The 18,557-nt window shown below is 50.1% G+C and carries 11 protein-coding genes, 1 rRNA gene and 1 pseudogene; 9 read left to right on the top strand and 4 right to left on the bottom strand.

Features of this window, described 5'->3' with window-relative positions; genetic code table 11:
• A 5S ribosomal RNA gene (rrf, locus tag GGC63_RS30940) occupies positions 1–93 on the top strand; the annotation flags it as partial.
• A 271-nt stretch (positions 94–364) separates the two neighbouring features.
• Positions 365–514 carry a hypothetical protein gene (locus GGC63_RS30935; RefSeq protein ID WP_192705576.1) on the top strand — a complete coding sequence of 50 codons (150 nt, stop codon included), beginning with the start codon at positions 365–367 and terminating at the stop codon, positions 512–514.
• A 166-nt stretch (positions 515–680) separates the two neighbouring features.
• Here GGC63_RS30935 and rplD read toward each other — a convergent pair whose 3' ends face one another.
• Positions 681–1,304 (bottom strand): 50S ribosomal protein L4, encoded by a 624-nt coding sequence (rplD, locus tag GGC63_RS30930; protein WP_192705575.1) that lies wholly within the window; start codon positions 1,302–1,304, stop codon positions 681–683.
• A gap of 387 nt (positions 1,305–1,691) precedes the next feature.
• A complete protein-coding gene (locus GGC63_RS30925) occupies positions 1,692–1,955 on the bottom strand; it encodes a CD3324 family protein (protein ID WP_079911032.1) in 264 nt (87 codons plus the stop codon).
• A gap of 503 nt (positions 1,956–2,458) precedes the next feature.
• Here GGC63_RS30925 and GGC63_RS30920 point away from each other — a divergent pair.
• Both GGC63_RS30920 and GGC63_RS30915 read left to right on the top strand, forming a co-directional pair.
• Positions 2,459–2,665, top strand: a pseudogene (locus GGC63_RS30920) (helicase C-terminal domain-containing protein); the annotation flags it as partial.
• 392 nt (positions 2,666–3,057) lie between these two features.
• Positions 3,058–7,458 carry an S-layer homology domain-containing protein gene (locus tag GGC63_RS30915; protein WP_192705574.1) on the top strand — a complete coding sequence of 1,467 codons (4,401 nt, stop codon included), beginning with the start codon at positions 3,058–3,060 and terminating at the stop codon, positions 7,456–7,458.
• Positions 7,459–7,581: 123 nt separating this feature from the next.
• Here GGC63_RS30915 and GGC63_RS30910 read toward each other — a convergent pair whose 3' ends face one another.
• Positions 7,582–8,280 (bottom strand): YHYH domain-containing protein, encoded by a 699-nt coding sequence (locus GGC63_RS30910; protein WP_192705573.1) that lies wholly within the window; start codon positions 8,278–8,280, stop codon positions 7,582–7,584.
• Between the two features lie 329 nt (positions 8,281–8,609).
• On the opposite strand from GGC63_RS30910, the gene GGC63_RS30905 reads away from it, so the two are divergent.
• The 5 genes from GGC63_RS30905 to GGC63_RS30885 all read left to right on the top strand — a co-directional run bounded on the left by GGC63_RS30905 (position 8,610) and on the right by GGC63_RS30885 (position 18,160).
• A complete protein-coding gene (locus tag GGC63_RS30905) occupies positions 8,610–10,952 on the top strand; it encodes an AraC family transcriptional regulator (RefSeq protein ID WP_318781151.1) in 2,343 nt (780 codons plus the stop codon).
• A gap of 126 nt (positions 10,953–11,078) precedes the next feature.
• Positions 11,079–14,474, top strand: coding sequence for a hypothetical protein (locus GGC63_RS30900; protein ID WP_192705572.1), 3,396 nt, complete (start codon positions 11,079–11,081; stop codon positions 14,472–14,474).
• A 133-nt stretch (positions 14,475–14,607) separates the two neighbouring features.
• The gene (locus GGC63_RS30895) at positions 14,608–15,591 is read left to right on the top strand and encodes an ABC transporter permease (protein WP_192705571.1); all 984 of its coding nucleotides are present in this window, start codon (positions 14,608–14,610) and stop codon (positions 15,589–15,591) included.
• Positions 15,592–15,610: 19 nt separating this feature from the next.
• On the top strand, positions 15,611–16,492 hold the full coding sequence (locus tag GGC63_RS30890) for a carbohydrate ABC transporter permease (protein ID WP_192705570.1): 882 nt from the start codon (positions 15,611–15,613) through the stop codon (positions 16,490–16,492).
• Positions 16,493–16,552: 60 nt separating this feature from the next.
• The gene (locus tag GGC63_RS30885; RefSeq protein ID WP_192705569.1) at positions 16,553–18,160 is read left to right on the top strand and encodes an extracellular solute-binding protein; all 1,608 of its coding nucleotides are present in this window, start codon (positions 16,553–16,555) and stop codon (positions 18,158–18,160) included.
• A 280-nt stretch (positions 18,161–18,440) separates the two neighbouring features.
• On the opposite strand, the gene GGC63_RS35450 is transcribed toward GGC63_RS30885, so the two are convergent.
• On the bottom strand, positions 18,441–18,557 hold the full coding sequence (locus GGC63_RS35450) for a DUF2243 domain-containing protein (protein ID WP_412973907.1): 117 nt from the start codon (positions 18,555–18,557) through the stop codon (positions 18,441–18,443).

Raw genomic sequence — 18,557 nt, 5'->3', positions numbered from 1 at the left:
CCACGCGTACCCATACCGAACACGAACGTTAAGCCTTCCAGCGTCGATGGTACTTGGACCGAAGGGTCCTGGGAGAGTAGAACGTCGCCAAGCAATGAAAAGAGCCTTAGACAAATGTCGATAGGCTCTTTTTTTGTAATGAATCACTCTGGCTTCTTATAGGTAGAGTGATTCATTGTTACGTTCTCATAAATCAATGGGCTGATTACTTAGAAATCACAGCCCGTCTAGGATTTTTCCCTCTGATCTGCCATTATTTCTCGGTATATTTAGGTATCAAAGGAACCGCGGGCAGGATAACTGAATGCTGAACGCTGAATAAGATTTTGTAGTACCAAGGGCTTCCCTGCAGGAGATCGATCATATGGCCGATCGGTCCAATGATCTGGCACAGACAATTTCTACCGTCACGGCCGGACAACTCGCAGCCATGGAAGAAATCTCCGCATCGGCGGACTCGATGAGCCGGATATCCGAAGAAATGCTTCTGCACGTGAAGCAGTTCAAGCTTTAGGAACGGCAACTGTGAGGAAACCGACAGAGATCTCTAGCGCCTCTTGCTCCATCCATCGTCGGGTGGGAAATGAGCGGACGAACAAAGACAAGCCATGCTCCCGTATTGATTGACGGTGCATGGCTTGTACCTCATTCCCGATGGGGTAGGGAAAAACATTCCTCCATTACGAGTACATTTCCGTTATCATTATGACAGCTTCTTTAGAGATTATGAATTGATCACAATTCAGAACGTTGTATACATTTATGGAATCAGCTACAGCGGTTTCTACACCAGGTATATTACTAGCGCTTTTAAATACAAAATTATCTAACGATGGCGTAACAATCAGCACCTTTCTATCTGCCCCAAAAGCTTTAAGCATAGCTACTATACTCTTAGTCCTGTAATTTTCTAACTTGATCTCGTCGATGACAATGAATTCCTTGTTCTGTACTTTGCTAGACAATGCAGATTTTATAGCAAGCCGCTTAACCTTTTTATTGAGTTTGTAGCTGTAGTCACGAGGTTTAGGAGCAAACACAATTCCTCCGCCACGCCAATGTGGCATGCGAATCGAACCCGCTCTAGATTTATCAATTTTATTCTGCTTATATGGTTTTCTGCCGCCGCCTCTAACTTCCCCGCGTGTTAAAGCAGATTGTGTTCCACTGCGTTTATTTGCCAGATAGTTTATAACTGCATCATGCATAACCGATTCGTTGGGAATAATACCGAAAATGGATTCTTCAAGCTCCATTTCGCCAACAGCAATACCTTCCATATTAAAAATGGTGACATTCAACAATACTCTCTCCTCCAGATCCTAAACTTCCATGATATAGGTACCAATATCACAGTAAAACTTCATTTTAGTTAGAAGCTTGCTGGGTTGATGTTCTTAGTATATTTACAATAGCATCCATTACTGAAACCTCCGTTTGTCCTATGTTTTACAACCTTATAGAAGAACCCTTAGTTATAAAGGTAGCAGATAGGAATCACTTAAACTATATACAAGATGGTTCTGTATTGTTTGGTATCACTTGTCAGATTAGAAGCAACGTCTATTATCAGAGTCTAGGGGAGGATATTCGTTGTAAAAGAAAAAAAAGCCACCGCAGCCCTATGGTATGGGGATGTCGATGGCAAGAGCGTGCATATACAATTAGCAGAAAGGATGGCCTACGTTCGGTTATTGGTTATAAATTATTTTTCTGATAGCATAAACAGAAAGGCAGTAAGATTCTGCAAGTTCTTGAATCGAAGTGCCAGATGCATATTCTAGTATTATTTCACTATTTCGCCTATCAATCTCATCTCGATAACCGGATAATTCTCCCCAATTTTTATGCTGATCTTTTATTGCTGGAATGTAGATGTACTCACCTTGTACAAAATTTTGCAATTGTTCAACTAATTCTTTCGGGAGAATAACATTAGCATTGATATATTTCATGAAGACTCACTCCTTGATTAAATATAGTGTCTCAAGTAGCAAAGCCAGCATGATTGGTGATAATGTTATTCCATGCAAATATCACCAAATAACTGTCTTTGCATGGAATGAAACATGGGTTATTGTAAAGTTATTATGAGACATTATTCAATCTCCTATATACATATGTCTCTTGATAGAAGGATATTGCTTCGGTATCCGCTTAGTTTGATCGTGAACCGAACCCACGGACAATGAACGGTTCACATGAATATTTACAACTTCAAACATCTATCTCAACCCCCTAAGCTAAAAAAGCATCGAGTTACCGTTTCACGAAATTGATGGTGACATTTTTAATCCTCCAAAAAAACAAAGAGCCACAAGAAAGTTACCTTTCTTGTAGCTCAAATAAACAAATGCTAGAATCTAGCCCCTTAATGGAATAAGATGTCATTATTTGAGTTGAAGAGAATAAGTAACTAACTTTCTTGCTTAACAAAGAATAAAACAGCTAATGTTTTATCAATCGTAAAATCAGCAAGAAATATTACATTATTCTAGTCAGCTCCCCTCGTATATTAGATATCATTCTAGCATACCAAATTTTACATTTCAACTTTGCATTACACTTTGATTACGCATATGTTTTTCCGGGTATGAACAAGATGCTGCAAGCGGGCGGCAGGCTGATTCGATCGGAGCGGGATCGTGGTTCTCTCGTGCTTGTGCTTCCTGAGGAGCGCGAGATTAGTTGAAAAAAATAGGGATATGGTATGCCCCTATTCGTTGAATAGACGAAGTAGAATAGCAATGATCAAAGCTGATTAGGGAAGTAAATTTTGTCAAATTAGTGACATTTATATAAAATTCAGTTCGTTTTTTTACAGAAGAGTGTAACAGGGGATTTTTGGTGCGGGATAGAACTATTAAACTATTAATACCATGTCAAAAAATACCGAAAATAAAGATATGGCTTCTCCTTTGCTGTCATCCGAAAAGGCAGAAACGTTACGGCCAATAGCAAAAGAAGATCGAAATTGAGAGAGGGAACAAGGATATGAATCCGGCGAGTAGAGTATGGAAGTTATTTTTAGGTTTAGTCATCTTAGGGTGGGTACCTTTGTTCCTGATTGACAAAGCGTTTGCCGCCCCTCCAACAGCCAACATTACAGTCATTAACAATGATCTGGGTATCGGTGAAACCTCGCCGGTGACGATCACCTTCTCAGAAGCGGTGACCGGATTTACTCTTTCTGACATGATAGTGGAGAACGGCACCCTAACCAGCCTCGCGACTGCTAACAACATCGCCTATACCGCAACCTTGATACCTTTCGTAGGCGTTGAAGACGACAGCAATATTATCACGCTCAACAATGCGCTAGTGACTGATAGCAGTGGCAGCGCAGGGACCGGGTACACCCAATCTAACATTTATTCCGTCGACACGGTGAGGCCAACGGTAACTTCAGTCAGCGTACCATCGAACGGGACGTACAAAACGGGAGACAACCTCGACTTCACGGTGAACTTCGGCGAAAACGTGACAGTAGATACGGCAAGAGGCACACCGCAGCTGCCACTGAGGATCGGATCAACGGATGTGAATGCCCATTACGTATCCGGTTCGGGGACGAGTGCGCTGCTGTTCCACTACACAGTGCAAAGCGGGGATCAGGATTTTAATGGAATCGCCGTAGGCACCTTAATGAATGCAAACGGCGGCACACTACAGGACAGCACGGGCAACGATGCGGACCTGGCTCTGAACAATATAGGCATCACGACGGCGGTATTAGTCGAAGCCATTCAACCGGTTGTTACGAACGTAGGAGTGCCTGCGGGCGGAACGTACAAAGCAGGGGAGACACTGGGTTTCATAGTGAACTTCAGCGAAAACGTAATAGTAAATACGACGGGAGGTACGCCGTATTTGCCGCTGACGATCGGATCGACGGCAGTGAAAGCCCTGTACGTCTCCGGCTCAGGAACAAACGCATTGGCGTTCCATTACACGGTGCATAGCGGTGACAACGATGCGAACGGGATCGCCGTAGGCACCGATCTGAATGCAAACGGCGGCGTGCTGCGGGACGGCGTGGGCAACGACGCTATCCTGACGTTGAACAGCATAGACAGCACGGCGGCAGTATTAGTGGACGCCGCGGCTCCAACGATCGGGAGCGTGAACGTACCGGCGAACGGGACGTACAAAGCGGGAGACAACCTCGACTTCACCGTGAACTTCGACGATAACGTGACGGTGGATGCGGCAGGAGGCACGCCGCAGCTGCCGCTGACGATCGGATCGGCGAGGGTAAACGCTCCTTACGTATCCGGTTCGGGGACGAGCGCGCTGGTGTTCCGCTACACAGTGCAGAACGGAGACAACGACGCAGATGGGATCTCCGTAGGTGCTGCCCTGAACGCAAACGGAAGTACGCTGCGGGACGGCGTGGGCAACAACGCGAGCCTGACTTTGAACGGCGTGGGCAGCACGGCGGCAGTGCTGGTGGATACGGCGGCCCCGGCAGTAACCTCGGTCAGCGTACCGGCGAACGGAGCATACAAAGCGGGAGACAACCTCGACTTCACCGTGAACTTCGGTGAAAACGTGACAGTAGACACAACGGGAGGCACGCCGCAGCTGCCGCTGACGGTCGGATCGACCGGAGTAAATGCTTCATACGTGTCCGGTTCGGGGACGACCGCGCTGGTGTTCCGCTATACGGTGCAGAACGGAGACAACGACGCAGATGGGATCTCTGTAGGCGCAGCGCTGAGTGTAAATGGCGGCACACTGCGGGATAGCGCAGGCAACAACGCGAGCCTGACGCTGAACAGCGTGGGTACCACGGCGGCAGTGCTGGTGGATACGGCGACTCCGGTAGTAACCTCGGTCAGCGTACCGGCGAACGGGATGTACAAAGCAGGGATGTACCTCACCTTTATTGTGAAGATGAGCGAGCCGGTTGTCGTGAATATGACGTCGGGTACAGCTCCGACGATTGGGCTCAAGGTGGGCGACACGAACGTCAAAGCCGTTTATGAAAATTCGCTTGATTCGAACGAGCTGGTGTTCCGTTATCAAGTAAGGGTTCAGGATCAAGACACTGATGGCATACAGCTGGTATCTACCGCCATTGACGCAGCCGGTACGATCATTAACGATACGGCGGGCAATCCGGCGGATCTGACGCTGAACCATATCGGAGCTACGCAGGGGATCCTTATCAGCAACCATCTGACGGTGACGGTAAGCCATACAGGCTGGACGAATCAAAGCGTAACGGCAACAGTGTACAGCGACTCCGGCAGCCGGGTGCAGTACAAGATCGGAGAGTCCGGAGAATGGACGGATTACACCGCGCCGGTCGTCGTCGAACAAGAAGGGATAACGGCTGTGTATGCCAGAGCCGCAGGCTCGGACAGTGTCAGTGAACCAATTTCCGCCGAAATCAAGATTGATAAAACGGCGCCGGTTTTGACCTTGGTCGGGGATGAAACGATTACTTTGTACTTGGGCGATGATTATGTTGAAAAGGGAGCTCTGGCATCGGATTCGCTTTCCGGCATTTCTCCGTTAACCGTTACCGGTTCGGTGGATACCGGCAAAGCCGGAACGTATCCAATACACTACAGCGTCACCGATCTGGCCGGAAACCGGGCCCAAGACAAAGTACGGACGGTGACGGTAATTCCGAAGCCTACAGGACTGCGTTTTAATTCCGCGACCTATTCGTTAGTCGAAGGGAATGAGGCGGCATTCCAGCTTATTATAGGATATTCGGACCATCAAGAAATCGATGTTACGAAACAAGGGACCATTCAAATTGCAGATCCGGAAATTGTCGGATTATCGTCTACCGGTAAATGGAAGGCTCTCAAATACGGTCAAACGGTTGTGACGGCAGTCTATGACAATAACAAGGCCAGCGCGACGGTAACGGTAGACCCTGCGCTCAAAGGCATTTCTTTTGCAGAACCGGCTTATTGGGTTGAAATCAACATGGATCAGCAAACGGCGGTGAACGCCTCCTTCTCTGACGGTTCGACTTCCGAGATTACCTTGCTCTCCGAATTCTCGCTTTCGAACGAAATCGCCACCATATCGGAAACCGGCAAAATGACAGGAAGAGCCGTCGGAACCGGTGTGTTGGAAGCAACCTATGGAGGATTGAATGCCCAAACGCAAGTCACCGTTTACAGCAAGAGCAACAGATCAACCGGTACGGGGACTAAGGCCGACACGCGGCATGCGAAGGTTGAAGTGGGAACCTCACCAATCATTGAGCGGTTTGAAATAACAAGAATCTGGGTCGGACAGCAAAAAGCCGACCAAGTGATTATGAGCGACAAAGAGATGGAAGAAGTCGTAGCAAGCATGCAATCCGGACACAATACGATGCGGGTCGTCATTGATGGCTTGACGGAAGATCCGGCGGATATGGTGAATATCGTATTGCCTGCCCGTTCCATATCTATTTTGGCAGAACGGTCGTTAACTCTGGAAATGAAAACGGAAAATGCAACAGTCACCATTCCGAACGATGCGATCAAAGGCCTCCCCGGAAATCAGGACTACTACCTTCGTGTAGCCCCGATCAAAAAAGACGATGAACGGCAGGCTGTGAAAGAAAGAATCACAAATGCGGATGAAATCCGCAATGTGGCCAAAGCAGGAGACGTTGAGGTTCTTGGTTCGCCGGTAGCCATTGAAACGAATTTGCCTAAAGCTCCGGTGAAGGTCGCTTTTCCGATTGACCGAGCTGCCATTCCGGCCGATCCTGTTCAAAGAGAGCCATTCTTGCAAACCTTGAGCGTCTATGTCGAACACTCGAACGGCGAGAAGGAGTTGCAGCGGGGAGAGATCGTTTACGATATGAACGGCGATCCCTCAGGCATACAAATTCAAATCAACCAATTAAGTACGTTTACAATCGTTTCGATAAAAAAGGAACCGCTGCAACACGATCCTTATATACTCGGCTATCCTGACGGCACATTCAGACCGAATGAACCGGTAACCAGAGCGGAAATGAGCGTTATGTTAACCCGCTTGCTGCAGAAGTCTGTCGAGAAGAAGCAGGCAGCGTCAGATTTTACCGATGTCGATCCGAACTACTGGGCCGCTGATTCCATTCGATGGGGCCAGGCAGCGGGCTTATTGTCAGGTTATCCCGACCAAACGTTCAGACCGAACGCCCCGATCACTCGCGCTGAAATGACTTCGATTATAGGGAAATGGCTGAAATTGGACAATAACCCGTCGAAGCCTTCCTTTAAGGATACGGCGGGACACTGGGCCAGCGGGCAAATTGAGGCAGTGTACAAGAAAGGGATTATGACCGGTTACGAAGACGGTTCATTTGCCCCAGATCGGTCTTTAAGCCGGGCGGAGGCCGTTGTGATCATCAACCGTATTTTGCATAGAATACCGCAGTCAAATGTTTCCGTTCCAACATGGTCGGACGTGCTCCCCGATTTTTGGGCCTTCCCTGATATCGAAGAAGCATCATAATCAGCCAAATTGTGAAGATCCGTTCTTTCGAGACAAAGAGCGGATCTCATTTTTTTTGACTGGTCTGGTCCTAACTCAGATTTCACTTGGAAAATAAAAAAGCTGCCGATGGCAGCCCTTATTCTACTTAAAAATATCGAACCTATTGTCTTTTAATCCAGTGGTCAGACCCAATTTACTATTAAAATTCCAAGTCATTGGATAGTATGTTACATCATTATAAACTAAAAATGGATATTCTTCATTCGCATTATCCACCCATTCATCGTTGACAAAAATATTGAATGTCGGAAGGTGTGCATACATGTTTGCAGGCCGAGCAGAGGATGGCTTACTACGTTGGAAACGCACGCCCTCCCCAATCTCTGTGTCCGTTTTTCTTAATGATAAGCCCACTTCATTTGACCAAGTGCTTTCAATCGTAAGAGTTGAACACATATCATAATTCAACGGTGCGTAGATGATATCATTATACAAAAAAAATGGGTATTCTAAAGTAGCGTTTTGAGCGTCCGAGGCTCCCGTTTTATAGTTAATATAAACCTTAAATGTCGGAAGAGTAACTTTAACATGCCCATAAGGAATAGTTTCTTCAACATCAGATGTGGAGGGTGCAGGTTCATCCGGTGGGATATCTGCGCCTATGAAAAAGCCACCACCCTTATGATAGTGATACTCGCCATCCTTTAAGCCCCATTTTGCACAATTAGTCCAGCAAGTATGACCCCCTCTAGAATCAGTCCTTCCCGGATGAGCACTTGATATGGATGCAAAAGATAGGCTAAGTAGTGCAATAGTAAGAATTGTCTTTTTGAGAACCATGGTAACCTCCTAGTATGCTTCAAAATACCTAGTAGATATTACCATGGGAATTAAATTACAGCAATTATTTTTTCGACTTTATAATCATTTGATGACAAGTATGACTATATCGAACAACATTTCCGGCGGCGAATCATTGTATTTGAGGTTATAATACTAGGCTTCATCCCACTTCTTAAAAAAGCGCACTTATTTGTTAAAAAACCGCATAGTTCCGAAGCCATGCTTCTGTTACATTGGGGAGAGACGTATTTGCGCCTCGACCAGACGTCTCTTTTCTGCATGACAAGTTGTAAGGGGGGATCATCATAGGAAGCGTTCGGGCTTTTGTGAAAAATAAAAGTATGCTGATCCGAATGATTTTATCTTATGTGCTGGTCGGTCTGCTCGTCATGGCCGGGCTCACCTTTATTATTTCCGCCAAGGTATCCTCCGATCTGTCCCAGGAAATCAATCATTCTACGGATCGGGCCATCGAGCAATCGTTCAACACGGCCAGCATTTTGCTTAGCTCGACCTTCGAAAATTACGGAACCGCTTTCAACAATGCGGAGGTTCAGAGAGGATTTTATAACCAGGAGTTCGATACACCTACCTTGGGTCAAATAGGGAACAAGCTGTATGAGCTTAGCAGCACCAACCCGCTGATCCAATCCATCTATTTGTTGAATCATTCGCGTAAGCTGGCCTTCTCTTCCTTGACGACAATGAAGTCGTACGGTGAATTCTACGATCCCGATGCCCTCGGACTGCTGGATGAGGTTCAGCCCTTCAGGTCCGGTGTATTTTATCCCCGTCATATTCATTATTCCATTTATGGCAAGAGCTACGACCTTAACGTGATCTCCCTGATCTATGTAAGCGCGATTGGACATGTCAATAACGGCGCCATGATTATTAACCTGGATCAGAAGATGCTCCAAAGCATGGTGATGAATGGGGCGGGGAGCAGCTCATTTCAATCGATGATCATTAACAAACACGGCATCGTGATCTCTCATACGAATGACCAGATGATCAACGCCAACCTGTCACAGGAAAATTTCGTGCAAAAGATCAATGGGTCAGGCTCAACAAAAGGTACGCTTGAAATGGATTCGAATGGCCGCAAATATCACATTTCCTACATCAAGTCAGACAGCCTCGGGTGGACCTTCATCGGCTTGGTCGATTACGAACAGCTGCTGGGCAAGGTCAATGAAGTAAAAAGGTTCCTCTTGACCGTTACCGCTTGCATGCTGCTGCTTGTCCTGCTGCTTGGGGGTTTCTTCACCAGACTGATCTACGGACCGATTCACCGGCTAATCCAGAGCATCCGCAACTCACCGGTCGGTGCCCGGGAGCGGCAGCCTGTGTCCGAGCTCGACTTGCTGGGGGGAGCCTTCTCCTATCTGGAGCATCGGATTCAGGATTTGCAGCTCAGTATCGCCGATTACCAGTCCGCCAAGCGGGCGGAAGTACTGCGGCTGCTCACCACAGGCGGTTGGACCAACGATGCAGAGGTAAGAAGAAAGCTGGCTCATGTAGGCATCAGGTTCGACTATCCCGGCTTTCTCGTCTGCGCCATTCGGCTGGACGGCTACCGGGAGCTTAGAGCGAGATACCATCCGGCGGATATTGCTCTGTTCAAATATGCTGTTGCGAATATCGCTTTCGAGGTCGGAGGGGCGCATCACTTACATCTCGTATGCTTCGATAATGGAGACGACGGTGTGGCCATGATGATCAACGTGCCGGAGAATATGGCCGAGCTGGAGCAAGCCGTCATCCAGGTGCTGCGGGAAATTCAGCAGAACGTAAGTCTATTCCTGAAGCTGTCCATCAATGCGGCGATCGGGCCTGAAGTCCCCGGTATGACTGGAATCAAAACCTCCTGGGAAATCGCTTATAATGCCTCCCGGTACAAGCTTGTCCTCGGTAGAGGCGCTCTGATCGGGGCAGATGTGGAAGCTTCCAGGGAGCCGCTGCCGGACAGCCAGGTGGCGGTGCTGGAGAAGCAGATGACCGATAAGCTCAAGCTCGGGGATCCAGGGAAGATTGCCGCCGCGGCTCATGAATTTATGGCCTCCGTAAGCAAAGCACCCTATGACGAGATGATGCTTGCGCTCACGCAGCTGCTCATCGCTACCGCCAGAACGGTGAAGACCATGGGAGGTTCGTCCCCGGACGATGTGCGGATGGACATCGGCGAGCTCAGCAGCCAGCTTGGGCACATGGAGACAATGGATGAAATCGAGCGATGGTACCTGAGTCTATGCGAGAGAGCGGTTCGCGTGCGCGACCGTGAAGCAGCACAGAAAAACAAATGGATGGTGGACCGGGTCATTCAGCATATTCAGGAGCATTACGCCGATCCGAATCTGACGGTCGAGTCGCTGGCGGAGGTCGGAGGGCTGTCCATGAACTACATGCGCAAAGTATTTAAGGAAATGGTCGGCAAGTCGATTACCGTCTATTTAAGTGAGTACCGCTTCTCCAAAGCCATGGAGCTGCTAGTGGATACGGATTTGCCCGCCAATAAAATCGGGGAGATGGTCGGGTTCGAGAACACCAATTACTTCTACGTCTCCTTCAAAAAGCATTGCGGCAAGACGCCGGATCATTACCGTAAACAGCATAAGTTCGGTCATAAGGAAGAACCATCCTCTATCCCCGTTATTAATCAAACATAGTGTGAAAATGTATAGAGCCCCATCGGTATAAATCGTTGAAATCGGCAAATCCTCAAGTAACAAAGCCTGAGAACTTAAGCTACACTGGGTTCTCGGGCTCATTTTGTATTAGAGAGGAAGTTGGAGATGCGACAATTTATCAACGAGGAAGCCCTGCTCGAGCAAGGGGCGGAACGGGTATGGGATCTGGGGCACCCCTCCGATTGGAGGTCTTTTGAAGCCGTTGGGCTGGAGATTTGGGTGCCGGAGGGATCGGTCATGGAGCTTACGCTCCGCGTCTATCCGCAAAGGATCGGACGGCCCGAATATATTCCCGTCGCGGCGGCGACGGTGCATCTTACGGGGAACGGCTGGACGGAGGTAGAGACGGCCTTCAGCCAATTTGACTATAAGCATGCGGCGCCGGCGTTCTGGCGCATGATCCGCAAGCTTGGGATCGAAGCTAGAACGGTGAACGGCAGCGGGGAAGCGGAAGCAGGCATCCGTATCCGATCGATTCGGCTTAAATCATTGGGCGTTATCGCCTTGTCAGCCGAACGGTTATCCCGTTCAGCCCAGCCGGGCGAAGCGGTTCAATATGAACTAAACGTATGCAATGAGTCGAATACGCAGCAGGCGGTTACATTGGCTCTGGAGCCCTATGGCTACGAGTCCATGCGAGCGCAGCTGGAGCCGGAGAGCCTTGTTCTTGAAGCCGGGCAAACCGGCCGGGTCAAGCTGCAAGTTACCGTTCACGACGGTATCGCTCCCGGGGGCTATGAGAGGTTGACGATCGTCGCCATTCCTGGAGGAAAGGCGGTCTGGGCCAAGCGGCTGACCCTATACACCGTCAGAGCACTGGCACACCCCTACATTATGCACACGGAAGCCGGCTGGGAGCAGGTGCGGCGCAACGCCGCAGCCTTTCCATGGGCCCAGAAGGAGCTGGATGACTATATTCGGATCGCGGAGGATTGGATCGTCCCCGAAGCCCAAGGGCCTGGGCAGCCGTTTGCCTTCGAGCTTGGGCAGCGATTCAAGCTGCACGCCGCAGGCGTAGCTTGGAAGGTAACAGGGCGAACGGATTTTCTCGAGAAGGCCGTTCTTTTTCTACGGCGGTTGGCGGATCCGATCACCGGATATCCGGCGACCGATGCGCCGATGCTGCACATTTATTCTACCCGGGAGGAGCTAGAACTTCCTTCGCCGAGGGGAGTAAAGGTCAGCACAGGGGGCCTCATTCATGAAGGCGAGCTGATGCTCGATATCGTGTCTGTATATGATCTTCTGTATAACGAATCCTGCTGGACCGACGAGGACCGGAGCCGATTGGAGCATGTTTTCCGCTTGTTCATCGAGAAGGTGGATTGGATGATCACGGATGGCGATACCAACAATATTCCGTCAGGAGGCATGGCGGCAGCTCTTCTGTGCAGCCTGCTCCTTCAGGACATGCATTGGATCCGTCGCTTCATCCACGGTCCCGGCGGTTTTATCGATATGGTCGCGACGGGCGTCATGGACGACGGCTGGTACTTTGAGGGAGCCTCCAATTATGTCGTGCTGTTCGCCGATATGATGACTCGAGTCGTCCAGGCCTGCGAGCCGTGGGGGTTCGGGCTCAAGGACAGGAAGATACCGCCGTCCTATCATTCCAATGCGATGCTCTCACCTTGGTCGATGCAAGGCGGGAAGCCGTTCCTCGGCATGTCCTTTGCCAAGTATGGGCCGGTCCATCGAAATTACAGAACCATAAAAGATGTGTGGGATGCCATGCTTCCTTTTGTCGACGACCGCGGCGTCCTGTTCGGCGCCAATGATTCAACCGCAAAGCAAATGGGGAAATGGTACGATCTCGCTTATTACGTATGGAGGGACCCAAGGTATGTGTCTGTCATCCGATCAGCTAAGGGACGAGATTTGGTGTACGGGGCAGGAGAGCTCCCGGAAGGGGAGGACCGACACGACGAACGTTCCGTTATTGCTGATAACGTCGGGCTTGCCCTGCTGCGGTCTGGCGGACAAGGCTCGGCCTCTTCACGGATTCAGGCGGTGCTGAAATACGGCTCTCACGGCGGATACCACGGCCACTTCGACCGCACCGGACTTCTCGGGCTGATCCGGTATGGGAAGAACGCCTACAGTCCGCTTGCCTCCTGGTACGGCTATCATTCGTTCATGTTCAAAATGTGGGTGCAAGCCTCCATGTCGCACAACATGGTCGTCGTGGACCAGCGGATGCAGGAGCCTGCTCCTTCCAAGCGCCTGCTGTTTCATAGCGGAAGCCTGCTGAACGTATGCGCGGTAGAGACGGTCGCGAGATGGTGCGCCCCCCCTTACGGCGGCCAGACGCCATATCCTGAAGCGTTCCCGCAGGAACGCGGTCTGATCGAAGGCCGGGAGGTGCCAATCCCTCCTCAGCCGCGCCCGCAGGGAGATACCGGCACCTATTCGGGGCCGGTCGTTCAAAGACGGCTTGTAGCCGTCACAGAAGATTATGTAGTCATCGCGGATTACCTCAAGGGGGAAGAGCCCCATACCTTCGATTGCCTGCACCATTATCAAGACTTTCAAGGAATCGATGGAGCACGGAAACGGCTTCTCCGCCACACGGCCCAGATGAGTGAGGATCCTTACGGCTCCGCACAGTTTATCACAGATTGCAGCTGGTACGAGTGCGATGCCCCCGCCCGGATCCGGTTCAGCCATAGCTACAACGCTGTCAGGGACGATAGTGAGGGGCGCCATAACATGCACAACGAAGAGGGGCTTATGAATTTACATCTTCATGCGTTGTGGCCCCCCCAGCAGGAGCTCATGACAGGCTGGTACGCGGAGGCGGCGCCTGTGAACAAAGTGTTGAGCTACGAGATAGCGGGGGATGGGGTTCAGCTGGCAGAAGGACAGTTTGGAGCATGGATCCTCGGCAAGCGCAGCCTGGATATCCCGCTGCAGGGGGTCCGGGAGCTGAAGCTGCAGGTTCGCGTAGATCGCTCGAGCCGGAAAACGGTCTTCTGGGGCAATCCTTGCGTGCTGCTTCAGGATGGACGAAGGCTGCCGCTGACCGACCTGCCGATCCGATACGAGAATATAGACCCTGGACACGGGGTCAGTTCGGATTATTACGGCGGCCAAGTACATCTGGCCGGTGAGCTGTATAGGGAGGCGCTGCCCTTCGAGCCGCTCGACCCGAGCCTGCCTGCCGTTGCCGTGATAGACCTTAGCGGATTAGAGGCAATGGCCTTCCAGGGAACCCTGGGTGGAGACTACCCGCTTGGTGACGATCCGGCCCGCCGCAAGACGATCAGCATCCGTACAAGTGGCAGGGAAGCTTGCTTCTTAACCTTGCTTGAGCCGCACGAGGGGGATTCGGTTATCGCGGCTGCCAACGCAATCTCACCCGAGCAGATTAGAGTCCAGTTAACGGACGGGAGGACGCAGGTTATTGACATTCATGGTCTTAAGGGAGACGGACGGCAGTTACATGTACGTCTTCGGGAGCTCGGAGAAGCGGGTCTTCTGCGTGAAGAATGCACCAATTAATGAAAGTGGTGCAATTTCAAACACTCCAATCAGCAGAAAACATAGCGTTTCGGCAAAATCCAAACTTTTTCGCTAACGCCCTGAGGACATAAGATAAAGTCATTACATCTCGATTGGAAAGAAAGGAGTACCTATGAATCATTCCGCAATATCGGAGCAATCTCAGCTTGGCAGCAGCATCTCCAGGAAACAGCGGGGAGCTGTCGCCTCATTCTTCTTCGAATTAAAAACGAATAAATTCATGTATTTATTAGCGCTTCCCGGCATGATCTGGTTTCTCATCTTCGCATATCTCCCGATGGGGGGCATCGTGATCGCCTTTCAGGATTTTAAAGCCGTGAAGGGCATTACAGGCAGCAAGTTCGTCGGCCTCAAAAACTTTGAATTCTTCTTCCACTCCAACGATTGGGTCAAGATCGTGACCAATACCGTTTTCCTGAACGTGCTGTTCATTGTATTCGGAACGCTTGCGGCGGTAGCCATAGCCATTATGGTGACGGAGCTTGGCGGTAAATGGTTTAAGAAAGCGGCGCAATCCGTCATGATCTTCCCGCATTTCCTGTCGTGGACGGTTGTCGCCATGTTCATTACAGCATTCGTAGCTACAGACGGAGGATTTATTAACAAGGCGCTGGCTTTATTCGGAGTGGAGCCGATCCAGTTCCTGTCGTCACCCTCCTATTGGCCTGCGATCTTCGTCCTGCTGAAGATTTGGCATGGGGCGGGCTTCAGCTCCATCGTGTATATGGCGACCATTGCCGGGATTAATCCGGAGGTGTACGAATCCGCTTCCATGGATGGCGCGAGCCGCTGGCAAAAAATTATGTACATTACGCTGCCTTTGTTAAAAACGACCGTTATCCTGCTTACCATCTTGGCAGTGGGCGGCATATTTAACGGTGACTTCGGCATGATCTTCGCCATCATCGGCCGGAATCCGCTGCTCTATCCGACGACCGACGTCATTGATACCTATGTCTTCCGGTCCTTGATGGACCTTGGAGATATGGGGATGTCTGCGGCGGTTGGCCTCCTGCAATCGGTGGTAGGGTTCCTTCTGGTCATTACCGTAAACTATATTGCCAAGAAGACGGCACCGGAATCGGCCATATTCTAAATGAAAGGAGAGGCGCATCATGATCAGAGAAAGCTTATCGGATAAGCTGCTGAAAGCATTATTCTACGTCATCATCACCTTGTTCTCCATCTACTGCCTGGTTCCGTTCCTGGCGGTCCTGGCCAGCTCGTTCACCAAGGAATCGGAGATTCTGAAGTACGGCTATACGCTGTGGCCTAAGGAGTTCAGTCTTGAGGCTTACAAGCTCATTTTTCAAGACGACACGATTTATCGGGCCTACGGAGTAACGACTTTCGTAACGCTGGTCGGCACCTTGCTCTCGATGCTGTTTACCAGCGCCCTCGCCTATGCCATCTCCGTCAAATCGGTGAAATACCGGAACGGAATCGCCTTCTTCGTATACTTTACAATGCTGTTCCACGGCGGACTTGTCGCTTCCTATCTGCTGATCTCCAAGTACCTGCATTTGAAGGACACGATCTGGGTGCTCATCATCCCCAGCATGATGAGCGCCTGGAATATGTTCCTGCTGCGCAACTTCTTCGCTACCATTGACGAGTCGCTTGCTGAATCGGCGAAAATTGACGGCGCTAACGATGCCCATATCCTGTTTCGCATCATCCTGCCGGTTTCTTTACCTGCGCTGGCGACGATTGGCTTGTTCTATGCGCTGGGCTACTGGAACAGCTGGTTTAACGCCTTGCTCTATATCAACGACCCGCATAAATTTCCACTGCAATATTTGATTCAGCGCATCATGAACAATCTGGACTTTGTCAGCCAGCTGTCGGCCGACGTGAACATTCCGAATTTTATTCCACCGACACTGACCGTACGGCTTGCCACTACGATCGTGACGATCGGTCCGATTGTCTTGCTTTACCCGTTTCTTCAGAAATATTTTGTCAAAGGCTTGATGGTGGGTGCCGTGAAAGGCTAAGTCCGCAGCTCGTAGCGGTTTAGTATAGAGATTGTCCAACGAAAAGGGAGGAAACAAAACATGAATATCAAACGGATTTCGGCAGTCCTGCTGGCTGTTGCCATGGCGGGCGCGACGGCTGCCTGCAGCGATGGCAAGGATTCGGGGGCAGATAAGTCCCCGGCAGGAGGTGATTCGGCTACGCTTGCACCTATAACACTTAAAGGGATGCTGTTCGGCGATCAGCCGAAGGACATGCAGGTCGTTTTTGATGAATTCGAGAAGCGCACGAAGGATACGCTGAACACGAAGCTGAACATTCAGTGGAATCCGATGAACGATCATAAGCAGAAGGTCAAGCTGATGATGGCGGCCGGTGAAGATGTAGATTTTGTGTTCGATGCGGATTTTATGAACCTGAGAGATTTAGTCCCGCAGGGCGCTTATGCGCAGCTGGACAAATATTTTAACAACGATGCCTATCCGGGCCTGAAGAAAGCCTTCTCCAAGGAATATGTAGAAGCCAACAAACGGTTCGACGGCCATCTCTACACAATTCCGTTTACCCAGTACTTCTACGACCTTCCGGTCATCTACATCCGCAAGGATCTGCGGGAGAAATACGGGATGCAGCCAATCAAGAACTATGACGAGCTGGAGAGCTTTTACAAGAAGGTACAGGAGTCGGACAAGGATCTGACGCCTCTAGCCGTCAAAGGCAACGGAGGCTTTCAGGAAATCTGGTCAGGCGAGGGGGGCACTGTAAAAATCCCTGCCATCGGCTCCGTAGGCTTCTCGGGACTTTCCTTCTTCGTCCAGCTGACGGATGATCTCAAGCAGGTGAAGAATATTGTAGCCTTCGGCGACCCGGCTTCCGAATGGGCGAAGCTGCCTGCACCGTATAATACGGAGAAGACGGCGTATCCTCAATATGATAAGTGGGCGGAATGGAGCAAATATTTGGAGAAGGACGTCATCAGCCAAAAGGATCAGAAGGCTTACTTCATGTCAGGCAAAGCCGCCTCTTACTATGGAACGATATCCAGCTATGCCGCGGACAAGAAGAAGCTGAAGGATACGCTTTCAGGCACAGATCTGGAGTTCTTCGTGTTGAAGGAAGACATACGCAATATGAAGCCGCAAGCGATCAGCACGAACTACAAAGCGAACAATTCCATTGCTATCCCTGCAACCTCCAAGAACATTGACCGGACGATGAAGTTCTTCGACTGGCTGTACAGCAGCCAGGACAACCATGACCTGTTTGAGCTGGGGATTCCGGGTAAGCACTGGGAAGCGGCAGGGACGAATCAGTACAAGCTTCTCGACGATTCGAAGAACTATACCTTTCCGGGCTATGAATTAACCTGGAACCCGTCGATGATTCGACTCAGCTCCGATCTGGATGATACTGCAAAAAAATACTACGAGTATTCCGCGAAGGCCGATACCTATTACTCGGCGCCGCTCGCGATGTTCGCCTTCGATACGACAAATGTCAAGGCCGAGCTGGCCAATATCAGCTCCAAGACCGATCCGTTTGTTCAGCTGCTCAAGGCGGGACAGATGAAGGATTGGGAAGCTCAGGCCGCTAAATTAAATAATGAGCTGCGAGCGCTTGGATTGGAAAAGGTACGTGCCGAACTGCAGAAGCAGCTTCAAGCTTATCTGGATAAGGGCGGCAAGTAAGCGCCAATCAATAATATTACATGACAAGGGAGGGCAAAAGTATGCCTTCCCTTGTCATGTATTTTATGCTCCATTTTCAGCAGATACCGTATCACCAAAAGACCTGCATCGGCGTGCTCTAGTTATGCATAAAGCCAGCGGGTGAGGCAATGATTTTCATAGCAAAGCCGAAGCAGCCGCAGCTGATCGAATTTGCTTTTTTTCTGTTGGAGCGGGGACTGATAATATTGGCCGCAAATATCACCAATAGCCACCTGCAATGAAGGTGATAGAGGGAAGGTCAGCGAACGCGACTCTGATGCAGTAGAAACCAGCCCATTCCTAAAAGCAGCAGTGCAAAAGCATCATACGAAATGTCGTATAAAATCTGGTCAGGCCTTGGCCTAACGTGGTGAAT

The sequence above is a fragment of the Paenibacillus sp. OAS669 genome (assembly GCF_014873645.1).
GTDB lineage: Bacteria > Bacillota > Bacilli > Paenibacillales > NBRC-103111 > Paenibacillus_S > Paenibacillus_S vulneris.
Note: the sequence above shows the minus strand (reverse complement) of the source record. Positions and strands in the feature narration are given on the sequence as shown.

What these genes read in the sequence shown, in the direction of transcription:
- GGC63_RS30910 (WP_192705573.1), bottom strand. Translation starts at nt 8,280, where the DNA reads ATGGTTCTCAAAAAGACAATTCTTACTATTGCACTACTTAGCCTATCT.
- GGC63_RS30925 (WP_079911032.1), bottom strand. Translation starts at nt 1,955, where the DNA reads ATGAAATATATCAATGCTAATGTTATTCTCCCGAAAGAATTAGTTGAA.
- GGC63_RS30895 (WP_192705571.1), top strand. Translation starts at nt 14,608, where the DNA reads ATGAATCATTCCGCAATATCGGAGCAATCTCAGCTTGGCAGCAGCATC.
- GGC63_RS30890 (WP_192705570.1), top strand. Translation starts at nt 15,611, where the DNA reads ATGATCAGAGAAAGCTTATCGGATAAGCTGCTGAAAGCATTATTCTAC.
- GGC63_RS30885 (WP_192705569.1), top strand. Translation starts at nt 16,553, where the DNA reads ATGAATATCAAACGGATTTCGGCAGTCCTGCTGGCTGTTGCCATGGCG.
- GGC63_RS30935 (WP_192705576.1), top strand. Translation starts at nt 365, where the DNA reads ATGGCCGATCGGTCCAATGATCTGGCACAGACAATTTCTACCGTCACG.
- GGC63_RS30900 (WP_192705572.1), top strand. Translation starts at nt 11,079, where the DNA reads ATGCGACAATTTATCAACGAGGAAGCCCTGCTCGAGCAAGGGGCGGAA.